Source organism: Ligilactobacillus animalis KCTC 3501 = DSM 20602 (genome assembly GCF_001434535.1).
GTDB classification, from domain to species: domain Bacteria; phylum Bacillota; class Bacilli; order Lactobacillales; family Lactobacillaceae; genus Ligilactobacillus; species Ligilactobacillus animalis.
In genome coordinates this window covers 1-17,552 of record NZ_AYYW01000022.1, presented here as the reverse complement: position 1 = coordinate 17,552, position 17,552 = coordinate 1, and the positions used below count along the sequence as shown (strand labels likewise).

At 35.5% G+C, this 17,552-nt stretch carries 16 protein-coding genes and 1 pseudogene; 1 reads left to right on the top strand and 16 read right to left on the bottom strand.

What is annotated here, in order from left to right; all coding sequences use genetic code 11:
• Window positions 1–21: 21 nt before the first annotated feature.
• From FC30_RS03660 to FC30_RS03610, 11 genes and pseudogenes are all read right to left on the bottom strand, one after another.
• A pseudogene (locus FC30_RS03660) lies at window positions 22–228 on the bottom strand (2,3-bisphosphoglycerate-dependent phosphoglycerate mutase); the annotation flags it as partial.
• Window positions 229–399: 171 nt separating this feature from the next.
• Window positions 400–1,467 carry a hypothetical protein gene (locus FC30_RS03655; protein ID WP_010688256.1) on the bottom strand — a complete coding sequence of 356 codons (1,068 nt, stop codon included), beginning with the start codon at window positions 1,465–1,467 and terminating at the stop codon, window positions 400–402.
• Window position 1,468: 1 nt separating this feature from the next.
• On the bottom strand, window positions 1,469–2,041 hold the full coding sequence (locus tag FC30_RS03650) for a hypothetical protein (protein WP_010688257.1): 573 nt from the start codon (window positions 2,039–2,041) through the stop codon (window positions 1,469–1,471).
• A gap of 219 nt (window positions 2,042–2,260) precedes the next feature.
• Window positions 2,261–3,388, bottom strand: coding sequence for a tyrosine-type recombinase/integrase (locus FC30_RS03645; RefSeq protein WP_010688258.1), 1,128 nt, complete (start codon window positions 3,386–3,388; stop codon window positions 2,261–2,263).
• Window positions 3,381–3,977 (bottom strand): DUF1643 domain-containing protein, encoded by a 597-nt coding sequence (locus FC30_RS03640; RefSeq protein ID WP_010688259.1) that lies wholly within the window; start codon window positions 3,975–3,977, stop codon window positions 3,381–3,383. Before FC30_RS03640 ends, FC30_RS03645 begins: the two co-directional genes overlap by 8 nt.
• A 159-nt stretch (window positions 3,978–4,136) precedes the next feature.
• The gene (locus FC30_RS03635; RefSeq protein ID WP_010688260.1) at window positions 4,137–5,246 is read right to left on the bottom strand and encodes a tyrosine-type recombinase/integrase; all 1,110 of its coding nucleotides are present in this window, start codon (window positions 5,244–5,246) and stop codon (window positions 4,137–4,139) included.
• A 62-nt stretch (window positions 5,247–5,308) separates the two neighbouring features.
• Complete coding sequence (locus tag FC30_RS03630) at window positions 5,309–5,506, bottom strand: MerR family transcriptional regulator (protein WP_010688261.1); 198 nt, start codon at window positions 5,504–5,506, stop codon at window positions 5,309–5,311.
• Window positions 5,507–5,519: 13 nt separating this feature from the next.
• Entirely contained in the window at window positions 5,520–6,971 is a 1,452-nt protein-coding gene (locus tag FC30_RS03625) for a DNA primase family protein (protein ID WP_010688262.1), read from the bottom strand.
• On the bottom strand, window positions 6,964–7,746 hold the full coding sequence (locus FC30_RS03620) for a hypothetical protein (RefSeq protein WP_010688263.1): 783 nt from the start codon (window positions 7,744–7,746) through the stop codon (window positions 6,964–6,966). The genes FC30_RS03625 and FC30_RS03620 overlap by 8 nt, the downstream gene beginning before the upstream one ends.
• Window positions 7,727–8,215, bottom strand: a complete 489-nt coding sequence (locus tag FC30_RS03615) for a DNA polymerase family A protein (protein WP_010688264.1) — start codon at window positions 8,213–8,215, stop codon at window positions 7,727–7,729. The genes FC30_RS03620 and FC30_RS03615 overlap by 20 nt, the downstream gene beginning before the upstream one ends.
• Window positions 8,209–8,979, bottom strand: a complete 771-nt coding sequence (locus tag FC30_RS03610) for a DNA polymerase (protein ID WP_010688265.1) — start codon at window positions 8,977–8,979, stop codon at window positions 8,209–8,211. The genes FC30_RS03615 and FC30_RS03610 overlap by 7 nt, the downstream gene beginning before the upstream one ends.
• A 303-nt stretch (window positions 8,980–9,282) precedes the next feature.
• Here FC30_RS03610 and FC30_RS03605 point away from each other — a divergent pair, with 303 nt between their 5' ends.
• Complete coding sequence (locus FC30_RS03605) at window positions 9,283–10,275, top strand: hypothetical protein (RefSeq protein WP_010688266.1); 993 nt, start codon at window positions 9,283–9,285, stop codon at window positions 10,273–10,275.
• A 220-nt stretch (window positions 10,276–10,495) separates the two neighbouring features.
• Here FC30_RS03605 and FC30_RS03600 read toward each other — a convergent pair whose 3' ends face one another.
• The 5 genes from FC30_RS03600 to FC30_RS03580 form a co-directional block, all read right to left on the bottom strand.
• Window positions 10,496–10,783, bottom strand: a complete 288-nt coding sequence (locus FC30_RS03600) for a hypothetical protein (RefSeq protein ID WP_010688267.1) — start codon at window positions 10,781–10,783, stop codon at window positions 10,496–10,498.
• Window positions 10,770–11,240 (bottom strand): JAB domain-containing protein, encoded by a 471-nt coding sequence (locus tag FC30_RS03595; RefSeq protein WP_202812825.1) that lies wholly within the window; start codon window positions 11,238–11,240, stop codon window positions 10,770–10,772. The genes FC30_RS03600 and FC30_RS03595 overlap by 14 nt, the downstream gene beginning before the upstream one ends.
• Window positions 11,241–11,374: 134 nt before the next feature.
• Complete coding sequence (locus FC30_RS03590; RefSeq protein WP_010688252.1) at window positions 11,375–12,598, bottom strand: GIY-YIG nuclease family protein; 1,224 nt, start codon at window positions 12,596–12,598, stop codon at window positions 11,375–11,377.
• The gene (locus FC30_RS03585) at window positions 12,591–14,540 is read right to left on the bottom strand and encodes a DEAD/DEAH box helicase (protein ID WP_010688253.1); all 1,950 of its coding nucleotides are present in this window, start codon (window positions 14,538–14,540) and stop codon (window positions 12,591–12,593) included. The genes FC30_RS03590 and FC30_RS03585 overlap by 8 nt, the downstream gene beginning before the upstream one ends.
• Window positions 14,541–17,210 (bottom strand): class I SAM-dependent DNA methyltransferase, encoded by a 2,670-nt coding sequence (locus FC30_RS03580; RefSeq protein WP_010688254.1) that lies wholly within the window; start codon window positions 17,208–17,210, stop codon window positions 14,541–14,543.
• Window positions 17,211–17,552 lie beyond the last annotated feature (342 nt).

Here is a 17,552-nt window from a genome sequence, read left to right as displayed (position 1 = left end):
CTTTTATCGAAAGGCTTTATCTTAAAGCTTTTCTTTGGAGACAATGTTCAAGTTGTCATCCAATTCATAAACAACTGGTTGACCTGTTGCCATTTCAACGTCCATGATGTCTTCATCAGAGATGTTTTCAATGTATTTTGTCAAGGCACGTAATGAGTTACCGTGTGCGGCAACGATAACGTTCTTGCCATCCAACAAGTCTGGAGCGATGTTGTCTTCCCAGAATGGATCTCCCAGAGATACTAGAAAGCCCATCATATCAATAAAAAAGTAACTTTTAGACTACTTATTTGTTCGTCATCAGTTCGTCAACTACACGCTACGAAACGTTATGATGTGTAAGGATAACTTTAGGGAAGACATCTTTGACCATGGCTGAAATTAGCAAATATTGAGACTCTATACATTATCATTCATGATCATATCACGGTAACTTCCAAAGATAAATTCTTCTTTTACCTCCCTAATGAATTTTGCATTAGTAATTAAGTTATAGATGGTGACTGCCATACCACCAATATCAAGTTTTCGAAAGTCACGAGTAATAGCGACTACTGCGATATTACTAGATGTTGCAATAAGATTCGAATAATTGATAATCTTTCTTGTACGTACCTCATATAGTTTACGATCACTTTCACTTTTCCCGTTATAGAATAGTTTGTGAATAATCGTGATCAACTGGTTGATAAATGTCGCTAAGGTCATTCCTCTTGTTATACTCCACATATCAATATGCCACTCTGAGAGCATTTTCCCCGCAAGTTCATTATTTACTGTTGAAATAATTGGAACTGGTAATCCTTGCGTTGTAAAGTAATCACTCCCAAAGTGAATTGCTTGTCTAACCACAGAAACTGCTAATAACTTAGGATCATTCATAGAGTATGATACTGCATTATTAAACATCCCCGCTATGCCTAAAGGATAATGCCGAACTATTTGCATATCCTTCACTTGATAAGTTTCAAAGTTCGTTTTAGTCAAAGAATTAGTCATTATATTAGCTGTACCAAAAATCCAACCAAAAATCGGATCATGACCTAGTGTGCGGTAGCGATGCGTTGTCCCACCTATTCCCGTATCAGAAATATGTGATCCGGTCTTAATAGCATCATATGGAACGCCTTGTGTAAGGACTTCCTTCCAATCAGGTGGAGCTAAAGAGAGTGCGGAATCGACTAATTTATCACCTTGATAAGAGTCTAAACGTCCTTTCTCATTAGAAAGCAGGTACTGTCTTGCAATCTGTAATCCTAGTGCTAAAAACAGCAGTGTGGCATCTATTTTAGTCAAACCCGTCTTCTTACAAAATTGTTCGTCTAAATCTTCTAAGATCTTTGGAGTATTTTTAACGATATTTTGCACTCGGCCCGTTTCTTGGTAACCTTTTTCAAGCGAATCGATCGTATCATTTAGATTATCTACTATTTTATTTTTTCTATTTCTAAATTCTTCACTATTCATGTTAATCTCCTGTAAGTAACATTTCTAACTCTGCAATCTTCATCCGTTCATCCGCAATAACATTCAAAACATCATAGATCATATTGAGTAGCTTTTGTATTTCTAAATTGCCTTTATTTTTTAAGATTGCTAAGTCTCTCTTTAGTTTTGCAATTTTAGCCTCATATACTTTTTTTGCCTCAAGATATCCCTGCTTTTCTGCTTCGTTAAATTTTTGATTCCTATCAAGAAAAAATCCAATTACATCTATATGAAGCATTGCTGTAGTAGCCCCATACTCGTAGTCTTGAACGTCAGATTTCCCTTTATATTTTCTGTATACCTGTCTTCTTAAAATCTCTTCTTTTCTCTCTAAATCCTCTAATCTTTTTATCAAAGCATCAGCTTTTTCATTATAAGATGCGGTTTCGTTCTCAAGTATCTTTTTAGTAACCTCATATTCATTTTTTATTTTTTGAAATGTTGGTTCGTATTCTTTAGCAGCTCTTTCATAGCCCTTCTTCTTACCTTCAATTTCGGGATCTTTAAATAGATCATCAAATTCCAAACCAAATAATTGTGATATTAATCCCATTTTGCCCCACCCCTTAAAAGTTATTCAAATCTTGTATATTGAATAGAAATAACAAAAAAATACAGAGCATTCACTATACAGCAAATGCCATCCCAATTATAAATTGGTCTCAATGTAATTATACTATATTTAAGTTCAAACGTCCTTTAAAGAGCAGGCAACCTTCTATTTTTATTATATGTAAAGCAAAAAAAATAAAGCCGTCAAAGCTTTATTTTCCTATGCAAATGCTAAAAGCTTCACCACCTTTTTATCTTCATTTGTAACTTGATCTGGTAATAAATCGATATAGTACTTTTGCGTAATAGATATATTTGAATGCCCAAGAAATCTTGATATATATACAAGTGATATCTCCCCAGAATTCAACATCATACTAGCTATTGTGTGACGCATAGTATGCGTTGAAAAGACTCCGGTCAAGCCTAAATTTTGTTGGAGTCTCTTATAGGTGGTATTTATACTTGCTGCCATAGGTAACTTACTCTTGTAATTCAGAAAGATCAACTTATTTTTGTTGTGTATCCCACGTTTAAACAACTCTTTGCGATGGTATCTTACCCATTCAGTTAACTTGTTCATTACCTCACGTGATACTGGTAATACTCGAATACTATTTTGAGTCTTTGGTTGCTTTAACACTTTATGGTGACTATCCCAAGATTCATCAACTCTTAGAGTGCAATTTATCTCATCGATATCATCTTCTTTTAGTGCTAAGCATTCACCTACACGCATAGCTGTTTGTGATATAACAAATAAGATAACTCTATTTACATCTAATAGATTATAGCTACTATTTAATAGATACTTTTGTAGATTTCTAAAATCCTTAATAGCCATAAACTTACGATTATTTCCCTTAGTTAAGTTAGGATCAGCTATAATATTTATACTGCCAGCACTGGGATTCCTTTGTATTATACCGTCATTGAATGCGTCTCTTAAGCAAGCTCTTATCCTATTTAGATCTTTACGTGCAGTCTCGTGACTCTTATTCAAGTTGTTAAAATATATCTGAATATCATCACGAGTAAGATCTCTAAGTTTTATCTGTCCTAGTCGATTTGAACTTATTCTACTATGTGAAGACCTGTAACCATCAATTGTATTAGCCGAAACGATCGGGGATTTATACATTGTTATCCACTGTTTATAGTATTCAGCAAATGACATATCGGCCCTTGGTGATACACTCCCTTGAAGATAACTATGCTCCATTTCTACCAACCAATCTTGGGCATCACTTTTCTTCTGGAATGTCTTTTGTTTACGATAGCGCTTCTTACCAGCTCCTTTGGTAAACTCAGCAAAATAACCTTTATCTCGTTTTACGATCCTACTCATCTTTTTCAGCTACTTTCTTCTTACTACGTGCTTTAGGCGGGTTCTCCCAGTCAAAAGTCCAAGGGGTGAGAGTCCAATTATCCCCTTGTAATGCTAATGGATGTTTTGGTTCGTGTTGTCCGTTAGCTAGTTCAACGATCTTATCTAATTGTCCCTCGTCACTACACATTTGACCATACATTGCTAACCTGTCACTTGCAATCTGGAATCTATTCGTAAGTGAGCCAACTGCAATGATAACCTTATCTACCTCTTTAGTTACATTAACTATCTCTGACATAGAATCGATTTCATAAGCCTCACTCAATGTTCGTTCACTAGCAATGTTACGTGAAATAGGTTTAGTGAATAAGTTAGCAATAACGACTGTACCATAGTCACCCAAACGATATACCTCATTTTTGATAAGCATCGTTGTTAGGTCTTCTTCTAAAATATCAAGTTTTCCCGGATAGTTAGCTAATACTAAAACAACAGGTTTATCTTTGTCCCAAGTGTATTTTGTCCAGTACGTATTATTGTCTTTTACTTTCTTTTCAATCAAAACCTCAGCAGTAGCTATCGTTGTCTTACTTTTCTTATCTGCCATAATAGGCACCTCCATATATTTTTATAATCAAAAAAGCCTTAGAAGTTACTACTCCTAAAGCTTCTTCAAAATAAAAATATATATTTAAAATCAATTTAGATACAGCGAAAATAAATTGAGGGAAGTACCCAAACCACCCTAACTACCCAGACTCCCTAATCAAAGTAATCCTAATACTTTTCTTCTCTCATCGACTTGATCCTTATTTACTAAACCAAGATAATATATTTCTGTGATCCGAATACTTGAATGTCCAAGTAAGCGTGAGACAGTGACAATGTTTACACCCTTATCAAGTAAGTGGGATGCTATCGTGTGACGTATATGGTGCAATGAATGGGAGCCTAAAAAGCCTAGTTTCTTCTGTAAATTCTTGAACGATGCGGTCAATGACGTCACTCTTCCGATTGTGCCATCTGACCTCAACATAACTTGTTTGTCTGAGTTTAACGGTGTATGCCTTAGTGCTGCCCATTTTTTTATTTTATGGACTAACCATTTGGGAATCGGTACTTTACGGTAACTATATCTTGTCTTAGGTTGTACTAGTTCATCTGCCCATGAATGGTTCACAGTCAAAAAACATTTATCAAAGTCAATGTCTTTAAAACGTAATGCTAAGACTTCACCACCTCTTAAACCTGTAGCAACCGCGATCGATATACCTAATAAATTACGTTCATGATTATCGTTCTTACTTATTTCATGCTTCTTCAAATGATCTCTAATATTTTTAAACTCTGCAAGTGGGATAACCTTATCATCTGCTGTCTTAGGACATTTTAAGTCAGTCCCACCGATCACAATACCTTCAGTAGGATCTATCTTTGTAGTTAGCACCGAAATATGCATTGCGTAACGTATCATCGATCTAAGGTGACCTAGATCTTTACGTAAGGTCTCATGACTATATTTTTTTGACATAACTGTGAATACATTTTGAAGCTGTTGGTGACTGATCTTAGTAATCTTTACAGTTTTAAAATATGGCGAAAGTCGTTTTTTTGTTGCAAAATACGAATTCAATGTATTCTTTGATAGATTTATTTTCTTAGTATCGATCCATAAATCGTAAAACCCAAGAACTGTCATTTCCCTCTGATACATCAATGCCTTTGGGCCAGATAAAACCGCTTGTTGTTGCGCTAGCCATTCTAGTGCTTCACGTTTAGTGGTAAAAGTCTTATTTTGACGTATACGTCCTTTACCACTACCAATAGATAATTGAGCTGTGAAGCCACCCGATTCAGTCTTCTTAATTACTGACATTATATCCTCCTTGTGTTTATACAGAAAAAGACCCGTAGTGGGCCTTTTTTCTCAAATATTAGTCACACAACATAGTCGTACCAGTTGATACCTCTTTCTCTGATATATGTTATCAGTTGGCTTTGAACTAGTCGAACTTGTTGTGATGTGCCTACAAATAGTCTGGGTAGTTTAGGGTCTTCTAGTAATTCCTCGATAACAGAACGCCGGACTCCCAATAACTTGGCAGCACCATTTATAGTCAAGATTTTATCATTCAATAAAAATCACCTCTTACTTTAAAGTAATATCATCAACGTATTCTATGCCAGACTTACTGAATGATGGCGTGCTACCATATATTTCCTGATATTGCTTTGTAAACTCCCTCCAAAACCTCTTGGGTTTACTAAAGCCCTTAGAATTAGCATTGGCTTCATTTAAGAAATCGTTGAAACTATTTAAGATATCAGATCTAGAAGTGCGTTCACCTATTTTTTTTGTACATTTTTCTTTTAAAAATAGGTAGACCGGACTTCTCGCCCCATCTAGATAATCTTGAGTTTCCTCCTTTACCTTACCGGCAACAACCTTTGAGAGATCGTAGCCATATACTGTTTTTAACTTTTTAAGACACGCTATTAGCTCATAGGCGATCGAATCTTGTTCTTTTCTAAGTTTTTCACTAAGGTTTAAATCAGCTTTTCCATCAATATAGGTATTTGGAAATGATAATAAAACTAAGCGTCGACTAAAACCGACAGTCAATTCCGGTACCGGAAGTTGATTAAAAGATAGAGTAATTTTTAATTTAAACTCTACCTCGATAATCGGCTTATTTTTTCGATTGACGGACAGTGTGTTCCCTTCAGCTAAAGACTTTAAATTAGCAAAATCATTAATTGTTGGCCCTGATTCTTCTAAGATCCATGCATACTTAGAGATCATGCTTTCTAGACCAAATGAACCATTAAAGTCTTTAATCGATGTTCCGGTAACATTTGCTACACCTAATATTGCTTTTATCACATTAAGCAAAGTGGATTTACCACTTGCGCCAGAACTATACATAAAGACTAAGATATTGAAAGCCCGATCGATCTGAAGATGTACTGCCAGCCAGAACCAAACAAACCTTATCTTATCTTCATCTCCGTTAAATGTTGATGATAGAAATTCATCAAATACAGGTGTATCACCCGCCTTTGGATCAACCTGACTTTTTTGCGTGGCGAGATATTTTGGGTCAAACGGTACAAGTTGCAAACTTTCTAGGTCCAACGCATTATTCTTAAACATGAAAACTTTTTTATTCATATCAGAATTTTCATAGTGGGGCACCTTGCGCTTGAGTAATTGAATCACCTCACTCTCGAAACCAGATTTCCATCCAAAAGCAATGATTCTCAATACTCCAATAAGTATTCTACCTACTTCATAATTCTTCGTTGGGACATAAATTCCTTCTTTGACGTCATAGATATGGATCTCGTCATCAACGCTTATCAAATTTACTGTTTTTTGTAAGAAATCCACTACGCTTTCATATGTTGGGTTTTCACCAACTTTTCGCGTAATATATTCGCTCAATTGTCTATCACTAATATTTATAACCGCATTAGTTCCTTCTAACCTACTAACAATATATGCGTTAAAATCACTCTTTGGATCATCAATATAGGGAGCCATTGCTTCTTTTAGTTCAGCAATAGGACTCTTGTTTGTTTTTGGAGAATTGTTAGTCATTTTCGATACCTCCATTATTCTTGTTACTTTCATCAGGAAATTCGTTAAAGTCCGTAGTAGTCTGTTTATATCCTTCAAATGGATCGTATACAGAATTTTGATTTGAGTTTTGCATTGGGACTTGCGTTGAATTTTGCATCGGATTTTGAAACTGATTATGTGCAGTATTCATTCGCATTGCCTCATACTCTTCTGTCGCGCTAACTTTTGCCTCAAGTTCTTCCATTTGCTTCGAAAGCGGATCAACCTCAACTTCATTTTCAGTGTGTACTACAGGAGAAGAAACTTCTTCTTCAGGAAAGACATAATCTGCTGGTATTTCACCACTCCCAGTGTTTTGATTGAACTCCTTAAAGTTAGTAATCGTTTGATCAACAACCGCTACAGGTTCGTCTTGACTAGAATCTAGTTTGAACTCATTTACTGTTGCAAATTCTCTTGAATTATTTGAGTTGTCTGATTTGTTATGCCCAATTGAGATCTTCGCATTAAACTTCAACCCTACGATATCATCCTCTGATACATCAGGATCATTTTGGTCTGGATACTTTTCTCTACCAACATTTTCTATGATTTCACTCATCACTTTTTCTGAAAAGATAAAGACGGGATTATCAAATCGTTTCCCTGTTCCTCGTTCTTTTATCCATAAAACTAGATAGTGGTTACCTTTTGTTGCTACTGTTCTCCACAAAGCCCCGGTAACCTCCATATCAACATATTTTCCGTCAAAGTTTCTAATGACGTTGGTTTCGTTAATTGTACTTAATCGCATTGCAATCCATCCTTTCAATTGTTATAAAATTTTCTATTACATAGTTTTTTACTATGCTTTTCACGGCGTCTAGCGCCAATTTCGATAACTCCGCCTTAACTGTTACGGCGTCGATATCATTGGGTACCTCAACTATAACTTCATCATGTCTAGGTATGAGCACATGGTATTTTGCACTATCACGTAACCTCAAGAGTAGTCTCTTGATGATCACAGCACCCACACCTTGAATAGGTAAATTCATTAGCTGTGGTTTCGTTGGTTCCGAAGAAACCACAGGTGCTATACCATATGCTGTATATCTGATATTTGGAGTATTAGCGAAGGACTCTAACTTCAGATCCAATTCTGGATATGTTTTTGAAATGATCTCTCTAATGTTCGTATTGTCTTGCACCGAAGGAATACATTCATTCAATTTTTTTCGAAGTGTATTCTCACCTGCCCCATAAAGATATGGGATCAACAATTTTTTCCCAACTTATGTGCCACACTCTGGTCACTTTCATTAGTTAAGAATTGTTGGGCAAAGTCTGCATAGATATCATTGCCTTTTGCAAGTGTCGCCTGTATGTTTTCACAATCACTTAAGGCACTAGCTATGCGTAGTTCAGCTTGTTTAAGATCCATCCGCCAAATGCTGAACAAATCTCTGGGAAGCAAGAAGTTATACATATTTTTAGGCAATGACATCAACGGTTCTTTAGAACAACTCATCCTACCTGTACTAGCACTGTATGAAACATAGTGGCCAGATAACTTGTTATCTGATGCGATCTTTGCGTATCTTTTCATAAATGAACTTTTTCGATACAGTTCGCGTGCTAAAATCTGTCTTTCTTCAACTAATTTGGTCTTACCATTTAAGTCTTCAAACGACAAGCCACTTAGCTTGCATAACTGATCTGAAAATTCTGAAAAGTTGACATTTTCGACACCTTTAATACCAAAGTAGTTGACTAAGGCCTCGATTCTTTCAGAAATAGGTGCTAAAGAGGCGGTCCACTTTTTAGAGTCGAACCTGACCTGAAGATTGTTTAAGTCCTGTATTACAGGAACCATTTTCAATTCAAGTTCAACCAGTTTTTCTAATGCTGGAACTTCTTTGATTAACTTATAGGCAAGATCAAAAATATCGGATCGAGATAACCGAGATGACCACCTCTCCTCAAAGTCGCATAAACGACAAATATCACAGATAGGTATTGACGCTAATTGATCAATTGTTAACATGTGGATAATCCCTCCATTTTTATGCAGTTTTCAAAGATCTACTCAAAAGCATTTCTTTACGTTTTTGTATACCGAAAAGGCTTTTGGGATCCTAAGACCTTTTCAGGTCATAGGTGTTTTTTGTTGAATGGTGATAAAGACTACGTCAGACGTTTCTCTAACACCTTTCAACAGTTTTTATTTTATATGTTGACGCAATTTTTGGTAATTTGAATAATTTAAATGATATATAACCGCGTTAAATAGCGATTTTATTGATTTTACCGAATAATTTAGTAAAATAAGAGCAGGGAGGTTGATAATATGAAAAAAACTGATTTAAAATTTTCACTTGGGAAAATTATACGTATAAGTCAAGAAATCTTATCATCTGATTACGGAACAGAAATCCCAAATTCTTTCTCTATTAAAAAATCAAATATGTACGCAGTAAGCACTTTGGATTGTAGTTCAGTATATATATCTCTAAGACGACAATTCCACGATGTAAAAGAACAACTTATAGAGAGAGAAATTATAGCTATGAATGACAAGCATGTAACAGTCAAGGATGGCTATATATTGAGGTATAATTTTGATTTGATCGAATCACTTATCATACCTGAACTTATTGTCTTTCACTATCTTAAGCCTTCTGACCATGAGATTTGGAAGTATTTTAGAGAAGATTTCAGGCCTAGGCTTTCAAAAAGAATAGCGGACTATGTGAAAAAGAATGGTATCAACATATTTAGACCCTACACAAAAGGGGAGATTATCCCAAAAGGCGTTACTAACACTATGAAAGAGGCTATCCAAGATTCTATTATGGGTCAGTTACTTAATGATTTAAGTTTTTTCTTTTTGCAGAACGCTTTTATCACTAAAAAAGGTAAAAATATCAGGTCTTATGCAGTAAATCTCGGTAAGGAATTCCCAAATTTTAAAAAGTTAAAAGCATCAGTTCACAAACGAAGTAAATGGCCTGATGAATTGTGGCCTATGTTTTTCGTAGAAGATTGTGATGAGGTAGATACTGCCTTTTCTGTATGGCTCGATACCTATATTGCGGTTAAATCGATCCTTTCCAAATCTACTCCTGATCGTAGTAACTCTTGGAAGTACTACACAAAATACCACCAAATAACAAATAATGATCTTGATAAAGTTAACACCTATCTCAGTTCATTATTTCCTGGGGCCGCACTGATTGGTACACCGATCCGCCGTTCTGATAAAATTTATCGTATTAACCTGGAATACGAACTGGCTCAATTTGCTATTAATTTTTACGACTATGATAGTTATAATTGGTGATCCTTTAACAAGTCGAATACTTAGTAACTCTGCCTTTCTTAAGATTAACCTTGCAAAAAAAATAACCCGTACAAATAATAACGACCAGATTAGCACGTTAGCCAATCTGGTCTTTTTGTTTGGGTTATTCATTTATATTAGTCGTCTCCTAATCCTTTGATTATCTCTGTTCCTATAGCAATACCTGCTTCGATCAAGATCCTAATCCATACCTCCATTTTTACACCTCCCACTTCTTTAATTGATTGTCACAATCGATAAAACCTATACCATATGCATTGTTATTTTGCTTATCGGCTATGATAAATCCAATCACATCATCAACTGAAAAACTTGTAACACATACTATCTCCTGTGTGCTTGGTATTAGGTCTATGACCGCATTATCAAGCTCTTCCCGTTCTAAATGAATAGTCTCATACACCGTGTTTTCATCATCAACAACTACATCCATCAATAACTCAAGTTCAAGTATCAAAGCTCTTTTAGCTGCTTTAAATTTTATCAATATCAATACCTCCCCAGTCATTTGCTAGTAAACTTCTAATGCTATCACCGTAAATAATGCTATCCAATAAATAAATCTCCATCATGTCACCTGCTTTCTTTAATTTATGTGTAAACTTAAGATCATTCTTTGATGGGTTCGTATTACCCGACGGATGATTATGAACGACGATAAATCTGATCGAATTAGATAGTAGTAACGGCTTAAACACTTCTCTTGTTGAAACAGTCGATTGATTGAGCGTACCTATAGCAACTATGCTAATAACTGTGGGTTTATTCTTCGTATCCAATCCAATAACTAACATCATCTCTCGGTCTGCTTCTTTTAAAAATGGTTCTACTAAATTTGCTGTGTCATACGGTGTTGAAATAGCACTTGCGCTTAGTTGCTCCCAACCTTCTATCTTAATACGTTCCTGCTTCAATCTTATGAACTTGACAACTTCTTTCTCCAAATTTGGCCCTCTCCTTTATTTAGAAATCAATGCAAAATAAAAAGAGCAAGCCACATTATAGTAGCTTGCTCATAATTAAAATATATATTTGAAAATTACTTTGATTACGTCTTAGAACTAAATACTTTTATTTCTCAACTTATTCTTAGTTTTGCGATAATACCGTTTACTATGTCATTAATTGTTTCAAGATCAGCAGTAAACCATTCGCGAGGATGGATGATCTTACCATTTGGTGCCTTGATATCGATATCAAGCTGATAATTAGATAGTGCATGATGAATAGCCGTTTCAAGGGCTTCTGAACTTATATTAATGACCTGGATCTCTTCACATATTTTTACTGGACCATATAGATATGTGGACTCATTCTCAGCGTTGGCGATTCTTTTTTTCACTGAACCGTTTGTAACCCCTACCTTATAAAGGGGATAATCCTCTTGAATCCTCTTGATCTCAGGATTATTACTCTCAGATTTAAGAACATAGATATAACCGGTTACTTGGTCGTCACTAGTTAGCTCTAGATTAGAATCTTCTGGTTCCGTAACTATCTTCCCGTATCCATGACGTTTTTTACTGCCATATAATGACGCGATCAAGCCATTTCTTAATGGTGTATTCTCAGTTCCATTTTCATAAATAACATGAACCCGAGCATCAATAGTATTACTGCTCCGGGTATTGCTTTCGAACTCTGAACCAATAGATTCAATGTACAATAACTGCCCATTTAACACATAAAACCCATGTAATTCGATCTGATTACTCTTAAAGTCCACCAAATTTCTTACACCTGATGCTAATTCGGCTTGTACCTTTTTAAAGAGCGGTTCATATTGGGCAAAGTTCTCCATCCGTTTACGCTTAGACTTATTTTCTGGTCTATTTTCCTGTTCACGCTTAAACTCATTTAGTTTCTGAGTATCAAATAGTTTACTGTTGATCGTATTATTTGTGTTACCAAATAATGCTGAGTCATCACTTAAGATATCATCTAGCGAAGCAAAGTCTTGTTTTTCAGTTTTAACTTGATTTTTTAATGATATGTGGTCATCGCCAGCTTTTAGCAAGCCTAATTCATCATATGGTTCAAGTAGCTCAATCATATCTTCACGACTACGGTATCCCTTCAAACGACTAGCTAACCGCCGTTCCTCGAAGCGTGACATATCATGAGTTTTCTCGGGTTCTTTACCATCATGTTTTCTGATCCATTCAGTAATTTCTTTAAAATTTTCAACATCAGGATCATAACTAGTTTTCGGCTTAATAATAGGCTTTTTTACTAATAATTCCTGAGAATCAGGGTCATTAAAGATATCCTCTAAAGAATGAATAGATCGATTTTTATCCATTAGCCTGTGACCTCCTTACTCTAAGCTCTTCAATCTTAGCTAATGCATACGCCATTCTAACTTCTTCTTCATTATTGGACTCTTTACTTGGATGTCTACCGTTTTCGATAACAAACACCTTAGCATTCTTATATAGTTGAACTAGTTCATCATCTGTAAAATCGTACTTATGCGCGTCAATTGATCGTTCGATAATTCGCAGAGTATTACTATCGATGTCTTGTGACATTACGTCATAAGCTCTTTGGAACGGATTGATAGACTCGATCAAGTTGATATCTAACTGGTCAACATTGATGAACTTATCAGCCATTCGCAAGAATTGATTAGAGTTTCCTTTATCATCTTGTGTAGTTTCTACCTTAGCATGGCGCAAAATAGTATCAGCAATTGCATATTGACTGACTTGTTCAATTTCATCGTTACTTAGATCAGGGTAACGAGTCATAACTACCTTGGGTACCAATTCTTTGTTCATTACTTCTGCATTTACATTGGCCATAATACCCTTCTTAACTGATTCATCTTGTAAAATAGCTGCTTTTAAGTCGGGTAGATCATTCTCAATGATGCTTTGGACCCGTTTTGTTGACGGTTCCTTTAGACCTTTGATCAAGATATCAGTTTCACCGGTTGGCTTTTGATCCTTATGCTTTCGTCGTTTGAGATGGATCTCTGGTGCTAATACTTGTTCCATCAGTAAAGAAACTGTGATAGCTTTTAAGATCTGATTAACTGCATATTGAACTTCTCCATCATTAGCATCAGGTTGTTCAATCATATTAGTAAACTGAGCATGATTTTTATTAGAGCTGTCTCGGGTAACACGCCCAATAATCTGAACTATCTCAGTTAAAGAACGACGATAGCCAATTGTTAATGCTTGTTCAGCCCAAGGCCAATCAAATCCTTCCTTAGCCATATTTAAGGCCACAATGATATCCAAGTCTTCAGAACCTTTTAGTGTCCGTAAGTATTCTGCGATCTTTTCTCGGCCATCTTCATTAACTAGGTCAGCAACCTTTAACATTTTTCCATCTTTATTTTTAATGTAGTAAACACCAGTTTTTGTATCCTGATGGTCAACATCACCGATTGCATCAAATATACGATCAACCTCATCATATTTATCCTTAGTTGACTCACTAGAGTTAACACTTGGAATATGAATAATCGTCTTTTTAGACGTATCTAAGGCTTCATCCAAGGCATCTGTATAACGCCCCTGGTAGAACTTATAGTCTATCCCAAAAGATTTTAGATACTGATAACCATCCAACTGTTCGTAGTAAGTATAGGCGACCTTATCGAACTGCTGCTCATCCATTGGAGATAAGATCGGAGCAGAATCTCCACGGAAGTATGAACCAGTCATTGCTAGAACATGAGCTTCCGAATTATGCATAATATTTCGTAAAGCATCACCTAATACTGAACTATCATCCGACGATACGTGATGAAATTCATCGATTGCGATCATTACATTATCAAACTCACTATCATCTTCTATTTCCTGATATGCAAAACGCAACGTGGCGTGAGTACATATCAAGATACGACCATCATCAGCACGTAAAAATTCTTTGAGTCGTTTAACTTTGCTTTCTGATCCACCATTTGTCGTTAAATCATATTTAGAATTGATTTTCCAGTCTTCATAAAAACCATATTTAACTAAGTCAGTATCCTTGAATGAACTACCGATCGATCTTTCGGGAACTGCAACAATAACCTTTTTTACTCCTTGATTAGCCAACTTATCTAAAGCTACAAACATCAACGCTCTCGACTTGCCAGACGCTGGTGGAGCTTTAACTAAAATATACTTTGAATTTCTATGTTGGTATACGCGCGCTTGCATTTCTCGCATTCCAAGTTCATTTGTATTAGTACTTTTTCCAGTTCGGTGATAATTGACCTCAACTACATTTCTATCTTTCATTTACTTATCCTCATTAACTTTCTTACTATACATGTCTAATAGTAATGCCAATCGTTCATTATCATCTTTAAATGAGCGATCACGATAAGCACGATCAACAACCTTATCCAGTTCTTGATGAGCCGCTAATAAACGTGGATTCATTGGCTTAGGATTCTTTTGAGCTAGCGGTGAACCATATAAGTCAGCTAGAGTACCCCCTTCCTCTTCACGAATATCTAGAATTTTCCAAGTTATTTCTTCAATCTCTCTTAACCTTCGTGATTCGAAATTTTTTACTGGAAATGTATTAAAACACAATCTATTTGAGTATCTGAAATCTGTTTTTAACCGTCCACCTACAGCCTTAAGCCATGTCATATGCATTCGTGACATCAGTAGACCTAACATATAAATTGGAGCGCCATAAATACCAAAATTTGGAGCTGCAATTATCACATCTTTATTTACAAATCCCATTGGAATATAATTACGGTTTCCCGATGATACTTGAGGAATGAATAATGCACCTTCATCTTTATTCTGTATTACTTGAAACCTATACGGTACTCTGGCTAACGACTTATCTTTTCTCTGCAAACGTGAATTTCTAACTGCTTCAATTCGCTGATGGATAAATGGATTATCTTTGTATTTCTTATAAAGCTCTTCATTAGGAAGCCAAATACAGTATTCTTTTATTTCATTTATAAAATTTTTACCATTTTGGTAAGGACGTAAAATCTGTTTTAATTCAGGGTACTTATTTATCGCCTCATTGTATACATCATTAGATAAAATAAAACCTCCCTCACCATCTGTAGGGCTTGATCCACGTAATGCCAAGGAATCTAAAAATAATGGTTTACTACTTGAAGAAATAACAACATTATCTCCCTCCGTTAAATAAGGTGTTATATTATTTACGGCTTTTACAGATTGGCCCTTAAAAATATAATTTTTTTTGTGCTGTATTCCACTTAGTCCAACCACTATTACAAATACATTTGCATTATTCTTAGCATTGTTAGACCACAAGAAAGATGTATGTGCAAAATGAATAGTTACCTTGTCCTTTAATAGATGAGGCCATAGTCTTTGCACTTGTTCTCCCTGAGTAATGGAATTAGTAGAAACAAATGCGCATTCTGCCTTTGTATCGTTTATATATTTCGATGCCTTTAAAAACCAACCAGTAACATAATCAAGCTTTTTCACAACTTGACTATCATTAAAAGCCAGTGCTAAGTCTTTTTTCTGCAATTCATCTTGGTTACGAGCTCCTAAATAAGGTGGATTTCCAAATAAATATACCTCATCATCTTTTGTATGGGGTATTATTTCATTCCAGTCAATTCTCAGTGCATTATCACAAATAATTGCCCCAACATGCTGTAATGGCAAGGTTGGACGAACCGCATTATCGATTTCTTGTTGCAATTGCTTATTCATTTGATGTTCAGCAATCCATAGGGAAAGTCGTGTCACATCACAGGCAAAATCATCAATCTCAATCCCATAGAACTGATCCAAAGTAACCGAAGGAACATACATGGTAGCAATTCCCATTGCATTCAGTTCTTTAAGGATATCTATTTCTAATAGTCGCAATTCTTTATAAGTAATGATTAGGAAATTACCTGATCCGCAAGCTGGATCCATAAATTTGATCTCACCAATACGGTCATATAGACTATTTAGTTTTGTCTCACTCCCCTTAGCTTCCTCAAATGATTGGCGTAAATCATCAAGGAATAAGGGCTTAATAACCTTCATAATATTGGGTACAGAAGTATAGTGCATTCCTAAATGACTACGACTTTCTTCACTGGCCACTGCCTGAATCATCGATCCCAAAATATCTGGATTAATCTGATCCCATTCTAATTTTTCGCCAGCATCAATAATTAATTTCCGAGAAAGAGTAGTAAACTTAAGTGACTCATGTTGTTCCTTAAAAAGATCACCGTTAACATATGGAAAGTCATCCAGCCAACTTGGTGTATCACTCGGACGGTTATCTTTGTTTACATCTAAGACACCAAATAGATCCTGAAAAAATTTATCTAAATCCGATCCATCTTCTTTAGTTAATGCTTTGATCCGATTAGTGAAGATATTTTTCTGAAAGATATCAGTATCTTCAGCAAATAAGCAGAATAATATCCGAATTAGAAATAAGTTTAATCCATGACGACTTACATCTGGGTTATCTTTGATCACTACATCATAGAGTTTAGCAAACCGTTCGGCTGCGCGAATATCAGCTGGATTTTCTTTATCAAAGTCAGCCTTTTCAATTCCGTTCCAAGCTAAAAAGAATTCAAACTTTTGTGGTAACCGCTCAAATTCGACGTCAAGGGTATCACCTGTCTTAGTGTCTTCAGCAAGGACACTTTCAAAATCTGTCACCATAATATAACGAGGTTTTGCATTTAACTCATTAACTTTTTGTTTAAGCTCTACAAACCTTTGCATTAATTGACCATCATTTACAACCTGATGGTAGTATAGACGGTTTTTGAGATAAACTGCACCTGATTCTTTAGCGAGATTATTAGTCCCTTTACGTAATTTTGTTATTGTTGCTTTAGGGAAGTCGTAGATAGACAGGAAATCATAAATGAATTCATCGTGGTTATCGTGATGAATAATATCCGTAATTCTATCTTCAATTTCAGTGATTATCATTTTAGCACTCCAGTCAACATTATTATTTTTCTATAATTCTATTATATAGGAAACAAATATCTAGTAAAATTTTGAATTTTTAATTCATATTATGTTAACCTACTTTAAGGTATATAAAGAGTGAAGCGGCTAGATAGTTTGGGTAGTTAGGGTGGTTTGGGTACTTCCCTCAATTTATTTCCCGGGACGCACCAATCTCCTAATATTTGTCCTAACTCGTCATTTATTCGTCATAAATCGTCACGATATGTAAAAAGAAGCGTGGTCTCGCTCGGAGATCACGCTTCTTTTATCGAAAGGCTTTATCTTAAAGCTTTTCTTTGGAGACAATGTTCAAGTTGT

What these genes read in the sequence shown, in the direction of transcription:
- FC30_RS03655 (WP_010688256.1), bottom strand. Translation starts at nt 1,467, where the DNA reads ATGAATAGTGAAGAATTTAGAAATAGAAAAAATAAAATAGTAGATAAT.
- FC30_RS03620 (WP_010688263.1), bottom strand. Translation starts at nt 7,746, where the DNA reads ATGCGATTAAGTACAATTAACGAAACCAACGTCATTAGAAACTTTGAC.
- FC30_RS03580 (WP_010688254.1), bottom strand. Translation starts at nt 17,210, where the DNA reads ATGATAATCACTGAAATTGAAGATAGAATTACGGATATTATTCATCAC.
- FC30_RS03635 (WP_010688260.1), bottom strand. Translation starts at nt 5,246, where the DNA reads ATGTCAGTAATTAAGAAGACTGAATCGGGTGGCTTCACAGCTCAATTA.
- FC30_RS03610 (WP_010688265.1), bottom strand. Translation starts at nt 8,979, where the DNA reads ATGTTAACAATTGATCAATTAGCGTCAATACCTATCTGTGATATTTGT.
- FC30_RS03585 (WP_010688253.1), bottom strand. Translation starts at nt 14,540, where the DNA reads ATGAAAGATAGAAATGTAGTTGAGGTCAATTATCACCGAACTGGAAAA.
- FC30_RS03590 (WP_010688252.1), bottom strand. Translation starts at nt 12,598, where the DNA reads ATGGATAAAAATCGATCTATTCATTCTTTAGAGGATATCTTTAATGAC.
- FC30_RS03625 (WP_010688262.1), bottom strand. Translation starts at nt 6,971, where the DNA reads ATGACTAACAATTCTCCAAAAACAAACAAGAGTCCTATTGCTGAACTA.
- FC30_RS03645 (WP_010688258.1), bottom strand. Translation starts at nt 3,388, where the DNA reads ATGAGTAGGATCGTAAAACGAGATAAAGGTTATTTTGCTGAGTTTACC.
- FC30_RS03640 (WP_010688259.1), bottom strand. Translation starts at nt 3,977, where the DNA reads ATGGCAGATAAGAAAAGTAAGACAACGATAGCTACTGCTGAGGTTTTG.
- FC30_RS03650 (WP_010688257.1), bottom strand. Translation starts at nt 2,041, where the DNA reads ATGGGATTAATATCACAATTATTTGGTTTGGAATTTGATGATCTATTT.
- FC30_RS03605 (WP_010688266.1), top strand. Translation starts at nt 9,283, where the DNA reads ATGAAAAAAACTGATTTAAAATTTTCACTTGGGAAAATTATACGTATA.